This window comes from Caulobacter sp. Root655, from assembly GCF_001427665.1.
Classification (GTDB): Bacteria; Pseudomonadota; Alphaproteobacteria; order Caulobacterales; family Caulobacteraceae; genus Caulobacter.
Genome location: NZ_LMHC01000013.1, coordinates 1 through 16,695, shown reverse-complemented (window position 1 = coordinate 16,695; position 16,695 = coordinate 1). Strand labels below are relative to the sequence as shown.

Here is a 16,695-nt window from a genome sequence, read left to right as displayed (position 1 = left end):
ACCTGCGCAATCGCGGCAAGGGCTACGCCGTCTCGATCGTCAAGGCCGGCATGACCGCCATCGGCCGCGACGCCGGCCCCGTCCGCCCGCCCCTCACCGACCTGACCCAGGGTGAGAGGACCGAGCTGCAGGCGCTGATCGACAAGGCCCAGGCCAAGGAACGCGCCGCGTGACCTTCACCGGTGAACGCCGCGCGTGACGGGTTTCGCGGTCAGTCGGGCCAAGGCCCTGGGAACGGCTACCGTTCCGGCCGCCGAGCGCCTAGCTTCCCCGCTCCAAGGGATCACGAGCGGGCGCTTTCCGATGTTCGAACTCAGTCAGTTGCGCTGTTTCGTGGCCACCGCCGAGGAACTGCACTTCGGCCGCGCCGCCCAGCGGCTGAACATGACCCAGCCGCCGCTGAGCCGGCAGGTGCAACTGCTGGAGCGGATCCTCGGCGTCACCCTGCTGGACCGCACCAGCCGCTCGGTGCGCCTGACCCCGGCCGGCCGCGCCTTCCTGCTGGAAGCCCGCCGCATCCTGCGCCTGGCCGAGAGCGCCGCCCTGGCCACTCGCCGGATCGCGGTCGGCGACGCCGGCCAGATCGCCATCGGTTTCACCGCCGTCTCGGGCTACAGCTTCCTGCCCCGGCTGGTGATCCTGTCGCGGGCCCGGCTGCCCAACGCCGACCTCACCCTGCGCGAGATGGTCACCTCCGAACAGGTCGAGGCCCTGCTGACCGGGCGGATCGACATCGGCCTGGTGCGGCCGCCGATGGAGCGCGCCGAGTTCGCCACGCTGCGGGTGCTCAGCGAGCCCCTGGTGGCCGCCCTGCCCACCGGCGACGCCCGACTGGCCAAGGCCACGCTGACCCTGGCCGATTTCGACGCCGAACCGCTGATCATGTATTCGGCCGAGGGCGCCGGCTATTTCCACAACATGCTGACGACGCTGTTCGACGCCAACGGCGTGTCGCCGCACTATGTCCAGCACGTCACCCAGATCCACTCGATGCTGGCCCTGGTCCATGCCGGCCTCGGCGCGGCCCTGGCGCCGGAGTCGGCGATGAGCCTGCATTTCGACGACGTGCAGTTCCGCCCCGTCGACACCACGCCGTTCAAGCCGGTCGAGCTGTATCTGGCCTGGCGCCGCGACAACGACAGCCCGATCCTGCGGTCGTTCATCGACCTGTGCATGGTGGAAGCCGGCTCGCTTTAGACCTTGCCGACATCCAACGCATTGGGGTTCAACCAACCTGTGCGCCGCTTCTCAACCGTCATTCCCGCCCTTGTGGCGGGAATGACGGTGGGTTGGGGATCGGGCCTGGGCCCGCGAACGGGTCTTCGGCGCCTGGATCAGGCCATCCTCGCGCTCATCAGGAAGCGCGACCGGCTTTCCGCGGCCTTGCGCTGCAGTTCGAGCAGGTCGCGCTCCTCGGTGGCGTCGAGCATCGACTCCAGCAGGCGCGCGAAGTGCAGGCGCATCGCCTGGCGGGCCGCCTTGGGGTCGCGCTGGCGCAGCGCCGCGACGATGGCGGCGTGCTCGTCCTGGCGGGTCGCGCCGTCATGGTGGCAGACGGCCGCGTGGGTGTTGCTGACCTCCGGGATCTCGGTGCGCAGCCGCCACAGCGTCTTGACCACATGGATGATCGCCCGGTTTCCCGACGCCGCCGCGATGGTCATGTGGAACTCGCGGTCGGCGGCGGTCGTCCGCTCGTCGTCGGGCCCGTCCTCGGCCATCACGGTCAGCAGGCCGTCCAGCTTCTCCAGGTCGGCCTCGGCGATGATCGGCGCGGCCAACGCGGCGGCCTCGGATTCGAACAGCGACCGGGCCTCGGTCACCTCGAAGGCGCTGACCGTCGGCAGTTCGTCGGAATCCTCGGCCGAGTGCTCGCAGACATAGACGCCCGACCCGGTCTTGATCCGGATCAGGCCCCTGGCCTGCAACGCGATCTCGGCCTCGCGCACCGTCACCCGGCTGACGCCCAGCCGCTCGGCCATCTCCCGCTCGCCCGGCAGGCGCGAGCCCGGCGGGAAGACGCCGGCTCGCACCATCTCCGCGATCTTTTCGGCGATGTCCTCGAACAGCCGGCGGTCAGCCATAACGTCCTCGATATCCTGGTTGCCTGTAGAGCCTTGCCCCAACCGCACCCGAATTGGAATAGCGATCTGGCCTGGACACTACCCGCACCGGATCTCCTAAAGCTTGGCGCGCACCCCGATGAAGAACTGCGGTCCGAAATACTGGTACTCGCGCGTGCTGCCATAGATCGGCATCGAATCGATCTTCGTCTCGTTGAACAGGTTGAGCGCCTGGAAGCGGATGTCGACGTGCCGGTTGACCTTGTAGGACGCCGACAGGTCGAAGGTGTCATTGCCCGAGATGTAGCGCAGCTGGGCGTTGCCGCCGATGAAGTCCTGATAGTATTTCGACCGGTAGCGGTAGATGCCCTGGATGTTGAACGGGCCGGCCTCGTAATAGAGCTGGGCCGACAGCACGTGCTTGGAATAGCCGCCCAGGCTGGCTGCCGGGATCATGCCCTCGGTGACCTGTTGGGTGTCGGGATCGATGACGTCGCCGAGCCGGATGTCGTAGTTCTTGAAGTTCGAGACGGCGTAGTTGTAGCTGATCTTGCCGCCGAAACCGTCGAACGGATGGGGCAGCCAGGTGAACTGGTTGGCGAGGGTCACCTCGACGCCGTAGACGTGGCTCTTCTCGTCGCTGTTCTGGGTCTGGGTGACGGGCACGGTCACTGGCTGGCCGCCGATGACGAACGTCTCGTCCTTGGTGACCGGGATGAAGCCGCCGGTGAACTGCTTGTAGTAGACGGTGCCGGCCAGGATCGTGTCGCGGTTGGCGTAGTATTCCAGCGCGATGTCGCCGTTCCACGACATGATCGGCTTCAGTCGCGGGCTGCCGCTGGCGACGATCTCGCCGATGGCGTCCTGGATCGAGGTGAAGTCGGTCCCGTCCTGCAGGGTGATGGCGCGTCCGGCCGTCAGGCTGCTGGGGGCCGGCCGCGACATGGCGCGATAGGCCGCCAGGCGCAGCATGGTCTTGGGGCTCAGGTCGAAATTGGCGTTGACGCTGGGCAGGACGCGGAAGCTGCTGGCCTTGATCGTCGTGCTGTCGAAATCGCCGTTCTCGACCAGGCGGATCGAGCCGTCGGGATTGGTGACCACGTCCAGACCGGCCCGCAGCCCCTTGGAGGCGACCTCGGTTTTCACGAACCGCGCGCCGAAGTTGCCGCGCACCGGAACCTTGCCGGCGTCGCCCTTGTACGACCCCATCAGGTAGCCGGACCACACCGTCTCGGTGACGTCGGCGTTGGCGACCGAGCGCAGGTCGCCGCTGCCCCCGGGATCGGTCGTGCCCAGATAGTTCTGGAACTGGCACAGCGTGTCGAAGGTGGCCCAGCTCTTCATCTGGTTACCCGGCGCGTCCGACAGGAAGTCGGTCTGCGGGAACGGCTGGCGGCAAGCGAGGTTGACGGTCCGGTCGACGGCCAGGCTGGCCTGGTCGATGGTCACCAGGTCGTCGTAGCTGGTATAGCGCCGGTCCGACCAGCGCAGGCCGGCGTCGATGCGGCTCAGGAAACCGTCGAGGTCGTAGCGGGCGTCGAAGCGGGCGGCGAGGATCCGGTCCTTCTTCTGCTCCTCCTCGCGGGTCAGACGGGTGTCGTCGCTGTAAAGGTCGTGGTTGTTGACGTCGAAGCGTGGGTCGATGGCCAGGGTCGGCGCGAAACCGTTCCGCGCGTCGTAGACGTAGGGCACGCGTTGATTGTTGATCGCCGTCGTCTTGCCGTAGATGTCCAGCGGGTCGGACCGCAGGCGCGTGGACCGGGTGAAGTCGTCGCGCACCGTCTGCGAATAGGAGACGTCGGTGCTGAGGGTCAGGCGGTCGGTGGCCTCGAACGCCACGCTCCCGCCGCCGCCGAAATAGCGCTCCTGGCGCTGGAACAGCGTCGAGACCGACTGCAGCGTGCTCGAGCCCTCGGCGTAGAGCAGCTTGCCGTCGTCGTCGTACTTCACGTTGTGCAGATTGTAGCGCGTCTCGGCCAGGCCGAAGTCGTGGCGGTCTTCGGTGTAGCGGCGCTTGGAGTATTCGACGTCCAGATTGACGTCGATGCGGTCGTTAGGCTTCCACTGGATGGCGCCGAAGATGGCGTCGCGCCGCTCGTCCGCGGTCAGCTGGCGGTAGCTCAGCGAATTGGGCGCCAGGTAGAACGGCGCGCCGGCGGCGGCCTGGGCGCGGCTCACCTCGGTGCAGTTGGTCTTGGAGACGATCAGCGGGTTGCAGGCCACCCAGGTGTTGCTGCCGATATAGATCTCGTTGGGATCGTCGACGGCGTTGCGCTGGACGCCCAGCGAAACGCCCAGTTCGCCCAGCGAGCCCAGGTCGTACTGGTCGACATAGCTGGCCGTGCCACGCCAGCCCCAGGGATTGGCCCCCTTGATGCGGTCCTGGTAGGAATTGTAGTTGCCCTTCAGCTCGCCGGAGACCAGGCGCTTGCCGTAGTCGAGCGGCTTCTTGGTCTCCAGTTCGATCGAGCCGGCGACGCCGCCCTCGATCAGGTCGGCCTGCTGCGACTTGTAGATCTTGATGCCGTTGAACAGCTCGGACGGGAACTGGCCGAAGTTGACGGCGCGGTCGCCGCTGCCGTTCGAGGCTTCGCGGCCGTTGAAGGTGGTGGCGCTGAGGAACGAGCCCAGGCCACGCAGCGAGATCTCGGTGGGGCCGTAATTGGCGCGGTCGGCGGTGGCGCCGGTGATCGTCTCGATCGCCTCGCCGATCGACTGGCCGGGCAGGTCGCCGATCTCCTTGGAGGACAGGGCGTCGACGATGGCGGTGGAGTCGCGCTTGACCGCGATCGAGGTCTGCATGGTCTGGCGCAGCGCGCTGACCACGACCTCGTCGACCTGGCTGGCCTCGTCGGGCGTAACGGCCGGAGTCGTGACCTGCGCCACCGCCTGGCTGGCGATCATGACGACCGATAGCGCCGCGCCGTAGCGCAACGCGCGGTACCAGATGTGTGTCGCCGAACGACGGCTGCTGTCGATGGCCCGCATCCTGGCCTCCCCTTGTTTTGTTCTTATGCCAAAACGGTGCGACGGGCCGGTCCGCATGTCAAGCCGGATGCGCATACCTATTGGTCTTTTTTGACGGACCAAATCTTCGGACCATATCTAGACCAGATCCCTAGACCGGCCATTTCGCTCCAACAGCGTCCGGTGTTTTCAGACTCCATCCACCTCCGTTTCCCCGGCGAAGGCCGGGGCCCAGGTGAAACCCATGAGCCGCTCTGGATGAATCTGGATCCCGGCCTTCGCCGGGAAAACGGGTGTGGGGGCCTCCCGCCAAGAGAGGCCCCCAGGCTCGTCGCCCTACGGCACCAACTGGCTGCGCAGCGCCGGCACGGCGGCGGCGAGGTCTTCGGCGACGATCCTGGAGAAGGCGCGCGCGCCATCCTCGCCCAGGTGGGTGTAGTCGAACTTCAACCCGTACTGGCCGCGCGGACCGGTGGGGGTGGTCGGCGCGTCGGGGACCCGCGCTTCCTCGGCCGAACGGGGCGGCAGGGTGGTTCCGGTCCTGGCCGCCGCCAGCTCGCCGGCGGTGGGCGGGGCCATGGCCAGCATGGTCGCCTCGACGGGGCCGAGTTTCTCGACATAGGCGGCGCTGTCGCGATTGAGGTCGACCAAGGGCGTCTGGGTCTCGGCCGCCACCTTGCGCACTTCCTCGGACCAGACGTCGAGCGTGTTGTAGAGCTTTCCGTCCCTGAACTCGCGGCGGGTGAGCGGGGTGAGCAGGACCGGCTCGGCGCCCGCCGCCCTCACCTCCTCCACGTAGCGCTTGAGGTTGGCCGGGAACTCGGTCGCCATCTCGGTCCAGCGCTCGCCCTTGCTGGATTGGTCGTTGTGCCCGAACTGGATCAGCACGTAGGTCGCGGCATAGCCCTTGGCCTTCGCCTCGTTCAGCGCGATGTCCCACGAACCCTCGGTGCGGTAACTGCGGGTCGAGCGTCCGCCCCGTCCCAGGTTCAGGCAGGCGGTCGGCGACTTCACATGCAGGGCGCAGAAGTGCGAGGCCCAGCCACTGCCGACGGCCATGGTCGAGTCGCCCACCAGGATGACCTTGTAGGCCTTGATCGGCGCCGCGTCGGTGCGGGCCTCGCGTTCCCGCACGGGCCCTGGCGCCTGGGCCAGGGCCACGGTTGGCGCGGCCGCCAGCAGGGTCAGGGCCGCCAGCGTCGCTGTGCTCGTCTTCATGTCGATCCTCCCTTTGTCCGGCCGCCGTCTTCTACGAGAAGGCCAGGCCGCCGTTGATGTCGAGGTTGACGCCGGCCAGGAACGCGGCGTCGTCGGAGGCCAGGAAGGCGACCGCGGCCGCCACCTCTTCCGGCGCGCCCTCACGGCGCAGCGGGGTGTTGCCGGCCGTGGCCTTGCGGCCCTCGGGCTTGGAGAAGGTGTCGTGGAAGCTGGTGCCGATCAGGCCGGGACACAGGGCGTTGACCCGGATGCCCCGTGGTCCCAGCTCCTTGGCCCAGGCCCGGGTCAGGGTCATCAGCGCGCCCTTGGAGGCGGCGTAGATGCTGGCCCCCGGCCCACCGCCGTCGCGCCCGGCCAGCGAGGCGATGTTGATGATCGCGCCGCCTTCGGGGATGTGGGGCAGCGCCGCCTTGGTGACCAGGAAGGCGGACTTGAAGTTCAGGTCCATGACGCTGTCGAAGAACGCCTCGTCCATCTCGGCCAGGGTCTTTCGGGCGATCATGCCGCCGGCCAGGTTGACCAGAATGTCGATCTTGCCGCCGAACGCCCGGGCCGTCGCGGCCACCAGGCCGGCGATCTCCTCGGGCGCGGTGACGTCGGCGCGATACAGCAGCGCGACGCCGCCGGCCGCCTGGATCCGGCGGACGGTCTCCTGGGCCGACGCCTCGTCGCCACGATAGTTGACGACGACCTTGGCGCCCTCGGCCGCCAGGCGCAGCGAAACGGCGCGCCCGATATCCCGACCACCGCCGGTGACCAGCGCGACCTTGTCCTTGAACCTCATACGGGGGTCCCCTTGTTACTGATGTTGGAAGGCGGCGCCGGCACGGGGGCGACGCGCCCGCCCAGCAGCCAGAGAGACAGCACGCCCAGCGGCACGATGGCGGCCGCCAGGACGAAGATCGGGCCGTAGCCGTCGGCGGTCATGGCCGGCACCAGCCAGGTGGTGACCAGGGTCCCCGCCACGGCCGCCGTGCCGCCGATGCCGGCGATCGTGCCCACCGCCCCGCCGCCGAAAAAGTCGCTGGGCAGGGTCTGGATGTTGTTGATGGCCACCTGAAAGCCGAACAGGATCACGGCGATCAGCAGCACGGCCGACAACGGATCCGCCGCCCGAGCGGTCAGGATCAGGGCCGGCAGCATGATCGCGCCGCCCAGGGTGACGGCCAGTCGCCGCGCGGCCAGCGTCGCCCACCCGCGCCGGATCAGCGCCCCCGACAGCCAGCCGCCGCCGAGGCTGCCCAGCATGGCGCCGACGAACGGCACCCAGGCGAACAGGCCGATCTGCCGGACGTCGAAATGGAAGGTCTCGGACAGGTAGATCGGCAGCCACGAGACGAACAGCCACCACACCGGGTCGAGGAAGAAGCGCGAGACGATGATCGCCCAGCTCTGGCGGTGGCGCAGCAGCTCGCGCAGGCCCGGCGCATAGCCGGCGGGCTTGGCGGCGTCGCCGTCGCGATCCTCGATGTGGGCGCGCTCGGCGGCGCTCAGCCACGGGTGCGCGCCGGGGTCGGCGCGGTAGATGAACAGCCAGGGCAGCAGCCACAGGAAGCCCAGCACGCCGATCAGCAGGAAGGTCGCCCGCCAGCCGAAGGCCCCGTACAGCAGGGCCACCAGCGGCGCCGAGATGATCGCCCCGATCGCCGCGCCCGAATTGAAGATCCCCTGGGCCAGGGCTCGCTCGCGCGACGGGAACCACAGGGCGTTGGCCTTCACCGCCCCCGGCCAGTTGCCCGCCTCGCTGACGCCCAGCGTCACCCGCAGCAGGCTGAGCAGGCCCAGCGACCGCACCAGGCTGTGCAGGGCGATCGACACCGACCAGGCCAGGATCGACACGGCAAAGCCCATGCGGGTGCCGATCACGTCGAGGATCTTGCCGAACAGCGACTGGCCGACCGCGTAGGCGACCATGAAGATGGTCACCAGCAGAGCGTAGTCGGCCTTGGTCGCCCCGATGTCCTTCGACACCGCCGGCCACATCACGGCCAGGGCGTTGCGGTCGATATAGTTGATGACCGTCGCCAGGCCGATCAGGCCGATGACGACCCAGCGCAGGCCGCCGCGCTTCATGGCCTGGCCCCGGCGCCGGCCGCCGGCGTGTCGAAGCGGCCGAAGTGGCCCTTCCAGCTGACCGCGCGGCCGTCGATCGTCGCCCTGTGCTCGCGAGCCGCGTCGGCGTCGTCGGCCACCGCCAGCGACACGGTGCGGCCGTCGACCAGGTCGATGGAGACGAGGTCGGCGTCGGCGGTCCGTTCGTGGCGCAGCGCCTTGACGCGGCTGGTGCTGCCCTTGGTCGTCTCCGCCGACGGGTCATAGGCGCCATGCGGCTCGAGCACCGCCACGAAGGTGGTGTCGCCGGCGCTCTTGACCCGTTCGATCAGCACCGGCTCGCGGCGCAGGTTGAACAGCGGGTCGTTGGCGCCGCTTTCGGCCAGGATCACCGAGGCGCCGGCCGGCGGCAGCATGCGGTAGGTGTAGAAGCGGTTGTCGTTGATCCAGGTCAGGCGGGCGTTGGCGGCGTCGGGCGTCCCCACCGCGTCGACCCACAGGTGCTGGTAGCCGGCGGCCTTGCCCAGCACCGGCCGCTCGGCGAGGTTGGACTTCAGCGGGAAACCGGCGTCGATGATCTGGCCGGCGAAGTGCAGCGGCAGGTCATATTGCGCCGGCTTGTCGCCATGCACGCGCATCAGGTCGACGACCAGCGGCGCGGCCAGTCCGTCGATTTCCAGCTGCGCCAGCGAGCGGCGGAACGCGACGCCCGGATAGGCGCCCACCATCTGGGCGGTGCTGATCTTGGTGACGCCGGCGTCGGCGAAGAACACCTGCTTGGGCGCCAGCGTGCTGGCCAGCTTCACCTTGCCGTCGAAATGGCTGGCCTCGTTCACCACCAGGGTGTTGTGGGCGATGGTCTGCTTGGCCCAGGTCTGGTTTTCCGTGAGATAGCGCCCACCGTCCTTGGCCTCGATGTTGAGGAAGCGGGCCGCCCCGTAGTCGGTGACGATCGGGTGGCCGTTGTCGTAGAGAATCCAGTTCAGCTTGTCGAAATGGCCATGGCCCATGCCCTGCGCGGTGTTCTTGACCACCAGGACCTGGTCCGTGTCGCCGGGGCCCGAGCGCATGATCGCCAGGGCGCCCTGGTCGCCGTCCGGGCCGTCGCGCAGCAGCATCGAGGCATAGGGGAAGGGCTGGGCCTTGCCCGCCGCGACGTCGCGGGCGACCTCGATCCCCTCCGGCGTCAGGGTGGTGCGGCCCTGCCACTTGGCGATCGACAGGAAGCTGGGGTCGCGGGTCACGCCGTAGCCGATCGCGACGGCCTGATAGAGCTCGTCGGTCCGCAGGCTCTTGTCCGGCATGGCGTCGTTGAACGGGAAGAAGTAGCCGTCATAGGTCAGCTGAACGCTGGCCCGGATGGCCTTCAGCAGCACGCCGTCGCGATAGGCGAAGATCTTGCGGCCGGGGTCGTTGGCGTCGATGGCGTGGGCGAACACCACGAAGGGCTGCAAGGCGTAGCGCTGATAATAGGGCCCCTCGGTATAGTAGCCGTCGGGCGAGAACAGCAGGTCGATCTGGCGCAGGAAGCCGGCCTTGCCGCTGAGGTCCGTGCCCTTCAGCGCCTTCTCGACCATGGCCGGGTCGCGCAGCACGTAGCCGGTCATGCCGACCGCCGCGCAGGCCCAGGTGGCGTGGTTGTGGATGATGTCGAACACCTGGGGCTGGTCGTCCGACAGGAACTTGGCCATCGGGCGGAACACGCCGTCGTCGATGGTCTTGCGGTCCTCGGCCGACAGGGTGTCGCGGATCGCGTCATAGCCCTGCACCGAATAGACCAGCCAAACGGCGTCGTTCAGGCTCTGCCAGAACAGCCGGCCGCCGGCCTCGTTCTTGGCGGCCGGGTGCTGGCCGAGCGTCGGATAGAGCTTGGCGTAGGCCAGCAGCATGCGCCGGGCGTAGTCGGCATAGGCCTTGTCGCCGGTGGCCCGATACAGCAGGCCCGCGCCATAGAGCGTGGTGTAGTTGCGCTTGTGCTGCTCGTGGGTGCGGCCGCCGCCCGGGTCCTTCGGCACGGGCACGTCGATCCCGGCCCGCATGGCGGCGTCGACCTCCTTGCGGGTGCGCTGCAGTTCCTTGGCGAACATCGGATAGCGCGCGCCGTCGCCGATCAGTGAGGCCATCTCCGGGGCGTTGAACAGGACCGGGGCGGTGTCGGACGGACCGGCCGCGAAGCCCGTGGCCGGAACCGTCGCCGCCAGCAGCATGACCGCCAGCAGGCCACTGGCCTGACGCAGGACGCTCTTCATCGATCCTCCCATCGCACTTCCCTCCACGCGAGCTCTGCCGGCCCTTCGGTGACGCGCTCAGCCATGGCCATCGGGGTGAGCCGAGGGTCGACCGGACCGAGCACGCCGTCCCGATGCGCCATCGATAGCCAATATACCGGCATTGGCCTAGTACAATATTGGCTTCTGGACGACATATTTTGCAGACCACTTTGACATACCAATTTAGAGAGCTGGTTTTCATCGTCGCCGGCGCGTTCATCGCTTGGCTTGAACCACACGTCCGCTCATCCCGGCGAATGCCGGGACCCAGATGGAATGGCTTTGAGGCTGACGCCAAGCCCGCTGAGCCCCTCCCATCATCCCCACCGCCATAGGATCTGGGTCCCGGCGTTCGCCGGGATGAGCGGAGTTTGGGGAGCGGATCGAGGGGAGAGGCGCCCGTCGGCTCGACGATCTCATGCCCGGCTATGCGGACGCGATCGGAGCAGGCGCGGAAAAAGAACTGGCCGCGCTCCGATCGGAGCGCGGCCAGGATATAGGTCTAGAAGCTCTTGCGGACGCTGGCGTACCAGTAGCGGCCGTAGGGCTGGTACATCGAGCCGAGATAGCCGTCGGACGACAGCGGCGGGGCCTCGTCGGTCAGGTTGCGGATGCCCAGCTTGATCCGGGTGTTGGCCGCCCAGCCTTCGGTGAACTCGTACTGGCCATAGACGTTGGCGGTCAGTTGCGAGTCGATCACCCAGGGCGTGCCGGCCGAATCCAGCAGGTTGGTGTCGTTCACGTCGGAGATGTACTGGGTGAAGACCCCGGCCGAGACGTTGTTCAGACGCCAGCTGAGGGCCGCGCTCCACTTCCATTCCGGCTTGCCGTTGCGGCGCACCAGGTCGCCGCCGCCGCCGATGGTGGTTCCCGGATTGATCGTGCCGGCGGCCCGCGCCGCCAGCAGGGCGGCGATGCCCGGCGACGGCTGCTGGTAGAATTTCAGCAGGTGCGCGCCGTTGACGTTGACGTCGAAGTCACCGAACCGCGTGCCGCGCAGGCGCCACATCACGCCGATGTCGACCCCGCGGGCCTCCTGCGGCAGGCTGTTGACGTACTGGTCCTTGACGTACAGCACCGTGCCCGGCGCGGTCAGGCCGGTCCCGGCGAAGGCCGCGACGTCGTCGGCCGTCGGCGCGGCGCGCACGACGTTGGGGTTGGTGCGGCCCTGGGTGCGTTCCAGATAGTCGAGGATCAGGGCGTTGCCCTCGCCGAACAGGCCGACGATGCCCTCCTGCTTCACGCGCCAGTAGTCCACCGTGAAGGTGAACTGACCGAAGTCGGACGGCACGAACTTGGGTTCGAACACGAAGCCGAAGCCCGAGGTCTCGGAATCTTCCGGCTTCAGGTCCGGGTTGCCCGAGCGCTGGGCCGCGACCGGGAGCGAGCGCGAACAGTTGCTGAAGCTGGTGATCCGCCCGGCCCGCAGGTCGGCCTCACAGCGGACGTAGTCGGTGCGGGTGTTGGAGCGGGTGATGACCTCGGCGTTGATCTGCTCCAGGTTCGGGGCCTTGAAGCCCTGGGCCCACGATCCGCGCAGGCGGAAGCCGTCGATCACGTCCCAGGCCAGGGCGACCTTGGGCTTGGCCACCGAACCGACGTCGCTGTAGTCCTCAACGCGGCCGGCCAGCTGGACCTCGACATTGCGCACCAGCGGGATGTTCATCTCTGGCGAGATTACCGGCACCGCCAGTTCGACATAGGCCGAGCTGACCTTGCGCGAACCCTTGGTGTCGGGCGACGGGCTGGTGCCGATCAGGTCGCTGCCATAGACCAGACCGGTGACGCTGTTGGTGTAGGTGATCGTGCCGTCGACGCGGGCGTCGCGATCGTCCTTCTGGGTCTCGCGGCGATACTCGACGCCCGCCGCCATGCCGACGTCGCCGCCCGGCAGGGTGAAGAGGTCGGCCTTCGAAAGCCGGAAGTCCCACGAGGCCAGCGAGCTGGTGCTGCGGCGCGTGGACTTGACGCGGATGGCGTTGAGGGCCGCGGCGCCGCTGGAGGCGGTGTCGCCGAGGCTGGGCGCCGTCAGGCTGCCGCCGTTGAAGGGGTTGTAGGCGTCGGGCGTCGACAGGCCGATCTGCTTCTGCAGGGCGGTGGCGCTGAGGCCGTCCGAGACGTCCTCCACCTTGGCCGCCGAATAGAGCAGCGCCGACTCCCACTTGAAGCCGAACTTCTCGCCCTTCAGCCCGCCCAGGTAGCGGGTCTGGGTGTTCTCGACGTCGACCTTGGACAGGCCGGCGTCCGCGAAGGTGTAGCTGTTGAGGGTCACGGCCAGGCCGCCGACGGGCGCGGTCGTGCCGGCCAGGCGGTTGGGGTTGGCCGCGCCGTTGGCGAAGGTCACCGGGCCGAAGGGGTTCCAGTAGCTGGAGGTCGGCGCCGTGATCACCTGGGCCGAGGTGGTGTTGACCGGCGACTGCCAGGCGTGGGTCTTGGCGCTGTAGACGCCCAGCTCGCCGAAGGCCGTGATCTCGTCGGTGACGCGGTAGTTGCCGGTCAGGAAGACGTTGATGCGCTTGAGCTCGGGCATGATCGACAGGCCGCTGGCGGCGGTGTCGTAGCGCAGGTTGCGGTCCTCGCCCGAGGTGGCCAGGGCCGCATCGTCGATGCTGATACCGTTCCCCAGCGAGACCAGGCTGCCGGGATTGGTCGTCGGCTGGATGTGGAACGCGCCGGCCGCGCTGGTGATCAGGGCCCCGCTCCTGCGGACCGCGGCGGCGGCCGTGAAGCTGCCCCACGGCGTGGTCGTGGTGCGGGCGTCGAGCGTCGCCGCGCCGTCGAAACTCGTGCCGACGAACAGCGGCCGCCTGTCGGACGAGGCGGTGTAGTCCTGGTCGGTCGTGCGCAGCGCGGTGCGCTGATCATAGGCCAGGAAGGCGGTCAGGTTGCCGCGCTCGAAGGTTTTGCCGAACAGGCCGGTCAGGCCGTATTCCTTCAGGTGGGTGCCCGAGGCCACGCCATACTGCGCCTCGACCTCGCCGCCGTCGAAATTGTCCTGCAGCACGGTGTTGACCACCCCGGCCACCGCGTCGGTGCCGTAGATCGCCGCCGCGCCGTCGCGCAGGACTTCCAGGCGCTTCAGGCCCGAGGTGGGGATGGCGTTGGTGTTGTAGGTGATGGTCGGCACCAGGCTGGTTCCGTCGGCCTGGCTGGTCGGGTGGGTGACTACGCGGCGGCCGTTCAGCAGCACCAGGGTGTTGCCGGAGCCGAGGTTGCGCAGGTTGACCGAGCCGATGTCGCCGCGCGCCGAGTTGCTGCTGCCGGGCAGGTAGCTGCTGTTGTAGTTGACGTCGCCCATCTGCGGGATCGAACGGAACAGGTCGTCGCCCGAGGTGGCGGCGACGGCGGCCAGCTGCTTGGCGTCGATCACCGTGACCGGCAGGGCGGCCGTGGCCTTGGCACCCTCGATCCGCGAGCCGACCACGACGATCTCCTCGACAAGGGCGTCCTCCGGCGCTGGCGCGTTCTGGGCGAAGGCCGCGCCGGCCCAGCTGGCGCAAAGGGCTGACGTCGTCAGCATGGCGGCGCGGAGCGCCCTGGCGGTGTTCATTGTTGGTGTCCCCACTTGATGACCCCGAGACCCACGGGCCGCTCAGGCGGATCCGTGGGTCTCGAAGTCAGTCAGACGGAAGCGAGGACCGGTCCCTCACCCCCGAGGGGGAATATTTTTGGCGGCGCGGTCAAAACCACGCGCGAAGGTGGCGCGATGCTCGGAACTCGCCTCCACCAATAAGGAAGAGGGGGTCAGTAGAAGGTGACATTGTCGACTTCCATCCACAGCTTGGCCCCGCCCTGGCGGCCGCCCATGAACTCGACCTCGGTCAGGTCGGCGCCGGTCCACGCGGCCTTGTCGTCCTTCTCGCCGCGATAGGTCAGGCCCTTGAGCGCCGAGAACGGAACCTCGACGGCCTTCCATTCCGACCCGGCCGAGAACGGCGCCGACCAGCGGCCGCCGGTCGTGGTGACGCCCAGGACGTAGTCGCCGTCGCCGCGCACCTCGAACCGCACGCCCTTGAAGGCGCGGGCGTCGACCGGCTGGATCGAGCCCCGGGTCAGCGGGATGATCACCCCGGCGGTCGGCCGGGCCTTCATCGCCATCCGCGCCGAGATCGACAGGGCGTGGCCGTCGGTCCCGCGCGGGATCACCTGGCTGATCTCGACGGTGCGGTCCAGGCCGCCGTCCGGATCGTCGTTGCGCAGGGTGTCGAGGCTGGAGCGGCCGTCCAGGCGCTCGAAATCGTCGATCTGGGTCTTGGCCGGGATGGCCGGCATGGTGGTGGCGAGGTTGGCGGTCATCGGCGGCGCGCCGGGGCCGAACACCAGCTTGCCGTCGATGAACACCCGGTCGGTCTTGCGCACGTCCGCGATGGTCTTCCAGGGCTCGCCCTTGATCAGCACCAGGTCGGCGCGCTTGCCCGCCTCGATCGTGCCGCGGTCGTCCAGCTGGCCGATGACCTTGGCGCTCAGCGCCGTGCCAGCGATCAGCGCCTGGCTCGGCGTCAGGCCGGCGCGGACCAGCAGTTCCATCTCGTGCAGGGTCGAGACGCCGTGCGGCGTGCCGGGCATGCCGGCGTCGGTGCCCAGCGCGACGATCACCCCGGCGTCGTGCAGCGCCTTGGCGTTGGCCAGGGCGTTGTCGAACTTGCGGAAGCTCTGCTGGACCTTGGGATCGCTCATGTCGGTCGATTGGCCCGCCTTGGTCGGCTCGTAGACCGCCAGGGTCGGGGTGTCGGCGGTGCCGCCCGCCTTGATGGCCGCGGCGTCCTCGGCGTCGAGCGGCCGGTCCTGCAGGCTGTGGGTGATCACGTCGACCTTGGCCCGGGCGGCCGCCTCGCCGCGATCCACCGTCACTGTGTGGGTGAAGACCTTCAGGTCGTTCTTGTGGGCCTCGTCGACCAGGGCGGCCAGGGTCCATTCGTCCATGCTGGTGTTGTCGGGCGCCACGCCGTAGCGCCAGCCGTCGGTGAAGGCCTTGATCAGATCGGGCTTGTAGGTGGCGATGACGCGGACGGCGGCGCGGGCGGCTTCCGGGGTGTTGACCCACTTGGTGGTGTTGGTGTCGGCCCAGTCGGCGCCGTGCCCGCCGGGGGTGCTCATCCGGGCGGCGAAATTGACGTGCGGCGCGACCAGGCCCGACAGCCACTGGCGGCGCGGGGCGAAGGATTCCGGCGAAGCGTTGAAGTCGCTGACCGTGGTGACCCCGGCCGCGACATAGGCGGCGGCGATCTGCGGCGTGGTCGAGGGGACGCCGCCTGGAGTCCAGTGAGTGTGCAGGTCGTAGAAGCCCGGCAGCAGGGCCTGGCCCTTGGCGTCGATCACCCGCGCGCCGCGCGGCGCCTTGACGCCCGGCCCGACGGCGGCGATGCGCCCGTCGCGGATCACCACATTGGCCAGGCGCGGGGCGGCGCCGGTGCCGTCGAACACCGTGGCCCCGATGATCGCCACGACCTCGCCCTTGGCTGGCTTGGCGGCCTGGGCGGCGCCGGTCAGGACCAGGGTGGCGGCCAGGGCGGCGGCGCTGACGGTGGCTTTGAGGGCGAGCTTCATGGAGGCGATCCTGCGGGTCGGCGAGATGTCGGTAAGACTAGGACGGAAGCTGGGCTGGAGCCCTCACCCTGTTGGTCGGTTTTTTAATCACCCCAACTCCGCTCATCCCGGCGAATGCCGGGACCCAGATGGAATGGCTGTGGGGCTGACGCCAAAGGCTCTGAGATCTTCCAATCATCCACACCGCACAGGATTTGGGTCCCGGCATTCGCCGGGATGAGCGGAACTTTGGGTTGGCCTAGGTCCTGGCCTCATCCCCCTCCGGCTCATCCAGTTCCCCCTCCCACTTGGCGACGACGGCGGCGGCGACGGAGTTGCCGACGACGTTGGTGGCCGAGCGGCCCATGTCGAGCAGGTGGTCGACGCCGAGGACGAGGGCGATCCAGGTCTCGGGCAGGCCGAAATAGGTCAGGGTGGCCATGATGACGACGAGCGAGGCGCGCGGCACCCCGGCGATGCCCTTGGAGGTGACCATCAGCAGCAGGTCTCGGGCAGGCCGAAATAGGTCAGGGTGGCCATGATGACGACGAGCGAGGCGCGCGGCACCCCGGCGATGCCCTTGGAGGTGACCATCAGCAGCA

General features: G+C 68.6%; 9 protein-coding genes and 2 pseudogenes. 1 reads left to right on the top strand and 10 read right to left on the bottom strand.

Translation table 11 applies throughout. The annotated features are described in order from the left end of the window. Positions 1-303 precede the first annotated feature (303 nt). Positions 304-1,197, top strand: a complete 894-nt coding sequence (locus ASD79_RS11575) for a LysR substrate-binding domain-containing protein (protein ID WP_056721733.1) — start codon at positions 304-306, stop codon at positions 1,195-1,197. A gap of 137 nt (positions 1,198-1,334) precedes the next feature. Here the strand turns inward: ASD79_RS11575 and ASD79_RS11570 are convergent, their stop codons facing one another. The 10 genes and pseudogenes from ASD79_RS11570 to ASD79_RS25080 form a co-directional block, all read right to left on the bottom strand. After that, the gene (locus tag ASD79_RS11570; RefSeq protein WP_056721731.1) at positions 1,335-2,081 is read right to left on the bottom strand and encodes a FadR/GntR family transcriptional regulator; all 747 of its coding nucleotides are present in this window, start codon (positions 2,079-2,081) and stop codon (positions 1,335-1,337) included. A 96-nt stretch (positions 2,082-2,177) separates the two neighbouring features. After that, the gene (locus ASD79_RS11565) at positions 2,178-5,048 is read right to left on the bottom strand and encodes a TonB-dependent receptor (protein WP_082584890.1); all 2,871 of its coding nucleotides are present in this window, start codon (positions 5,046-5,048) and stop codon (positions 2,178-2,180) included. A gap of 315 nt (positions 5,049-5,363) precedes the next feature. Then, positions 5,364-6,245, bottom strand: a complete 882-nt coding sequence (locus tag ASD79_RS11560) for a rhamnogalacturonan acetylesterase (RefSeq protein WP_056721729.1) — start codon at positions 6,243-6,245, stop codon at positions 5,364-5,366. A 31-nt stretch (positions 6,246-6,276) separates the two neighbouring features. After that, positions 6,277-7,029, bottom strand: a complete 753-nt coding sequence (locus tag ASD79_RS11555; protein ID WP_056721727.1) for an SDR family NAD(P)-dependent oxidoreductase — start codon at positions 7,027-7,029, stop codon at positions 6,277-6,279. Then, positions 7,026-8,318: an MFS transporter gene (locus ASD79_RS11550; protein ID WP_056721725.1), complete on the bottom strand. Its 1,293-nt coding sequence runs from the start codon at positions 8,316-8,318 to the stop codon at positions 7,026-7,028. Before ASD79_RS11550 ends, ASD79_RS11555 begins: the two co-directional genes overlap by 4 nt. Next, positions 8,315-10,546 carry an alginate lyase family protein gene (locus ASD79_RS11545; RefSeq protein WP_056721723.1) on the bottom strand — a complete coding sequence of 744 codons (2,232 nt, stop codon included), beginning with the start codon at positions 10,544-10,546 and terminating at the stop codon, positions 8,315-8,317. The genes ASD79_RS11550 and ASD79_RS11545 overlap by 4 nt, the downstream gene beginning before the upstream one ends. A 523-nt stretch (positions 10,547-11,069) precedes the next feature. Next, on the bottom strand, positions 11,070-14,117 hold the full coding sequence (locus ASD79_RS11540; RefSeq protein ID WP_056721720.1) for a TonB-dependent siderophore receptor: 3,048 nt from the start codon (positions 14,115-14,117) through the stop codon (positions 11,070-11,072). 194 nt (positions 14,118-14,311) lie between these two features. Further along, positions 14,312-16,114 carry an amidohydrolase family protein gene (locus ASD79_RS11535; RefSeq protein ID WP_056721718.1) on the bottom strand — a complete coding sequence of 601 codons (1,803 nt, stop codon included), beginning with the start codon at positions 16,112-16,114 and terminating at the stop codon, positions 14,312-14,314. A gap of 238 nt (positions 16,115-16,352) precedes the next feature. Further along, positions 16,353-16,598: pseudogene (locus tag ASD79_RS11530) on the bottom strand (dicarboxylate/amino acid:cation symporter); the annotation flags it as partial. Between the two features lie 2 nt (positions 16,599-16,600). Further along, positions 16,601-16,695 (bottom strand): annotated as a pseudogene (locus ASD79_RS25080) (hypothetical protein); the annotation flags it as partial.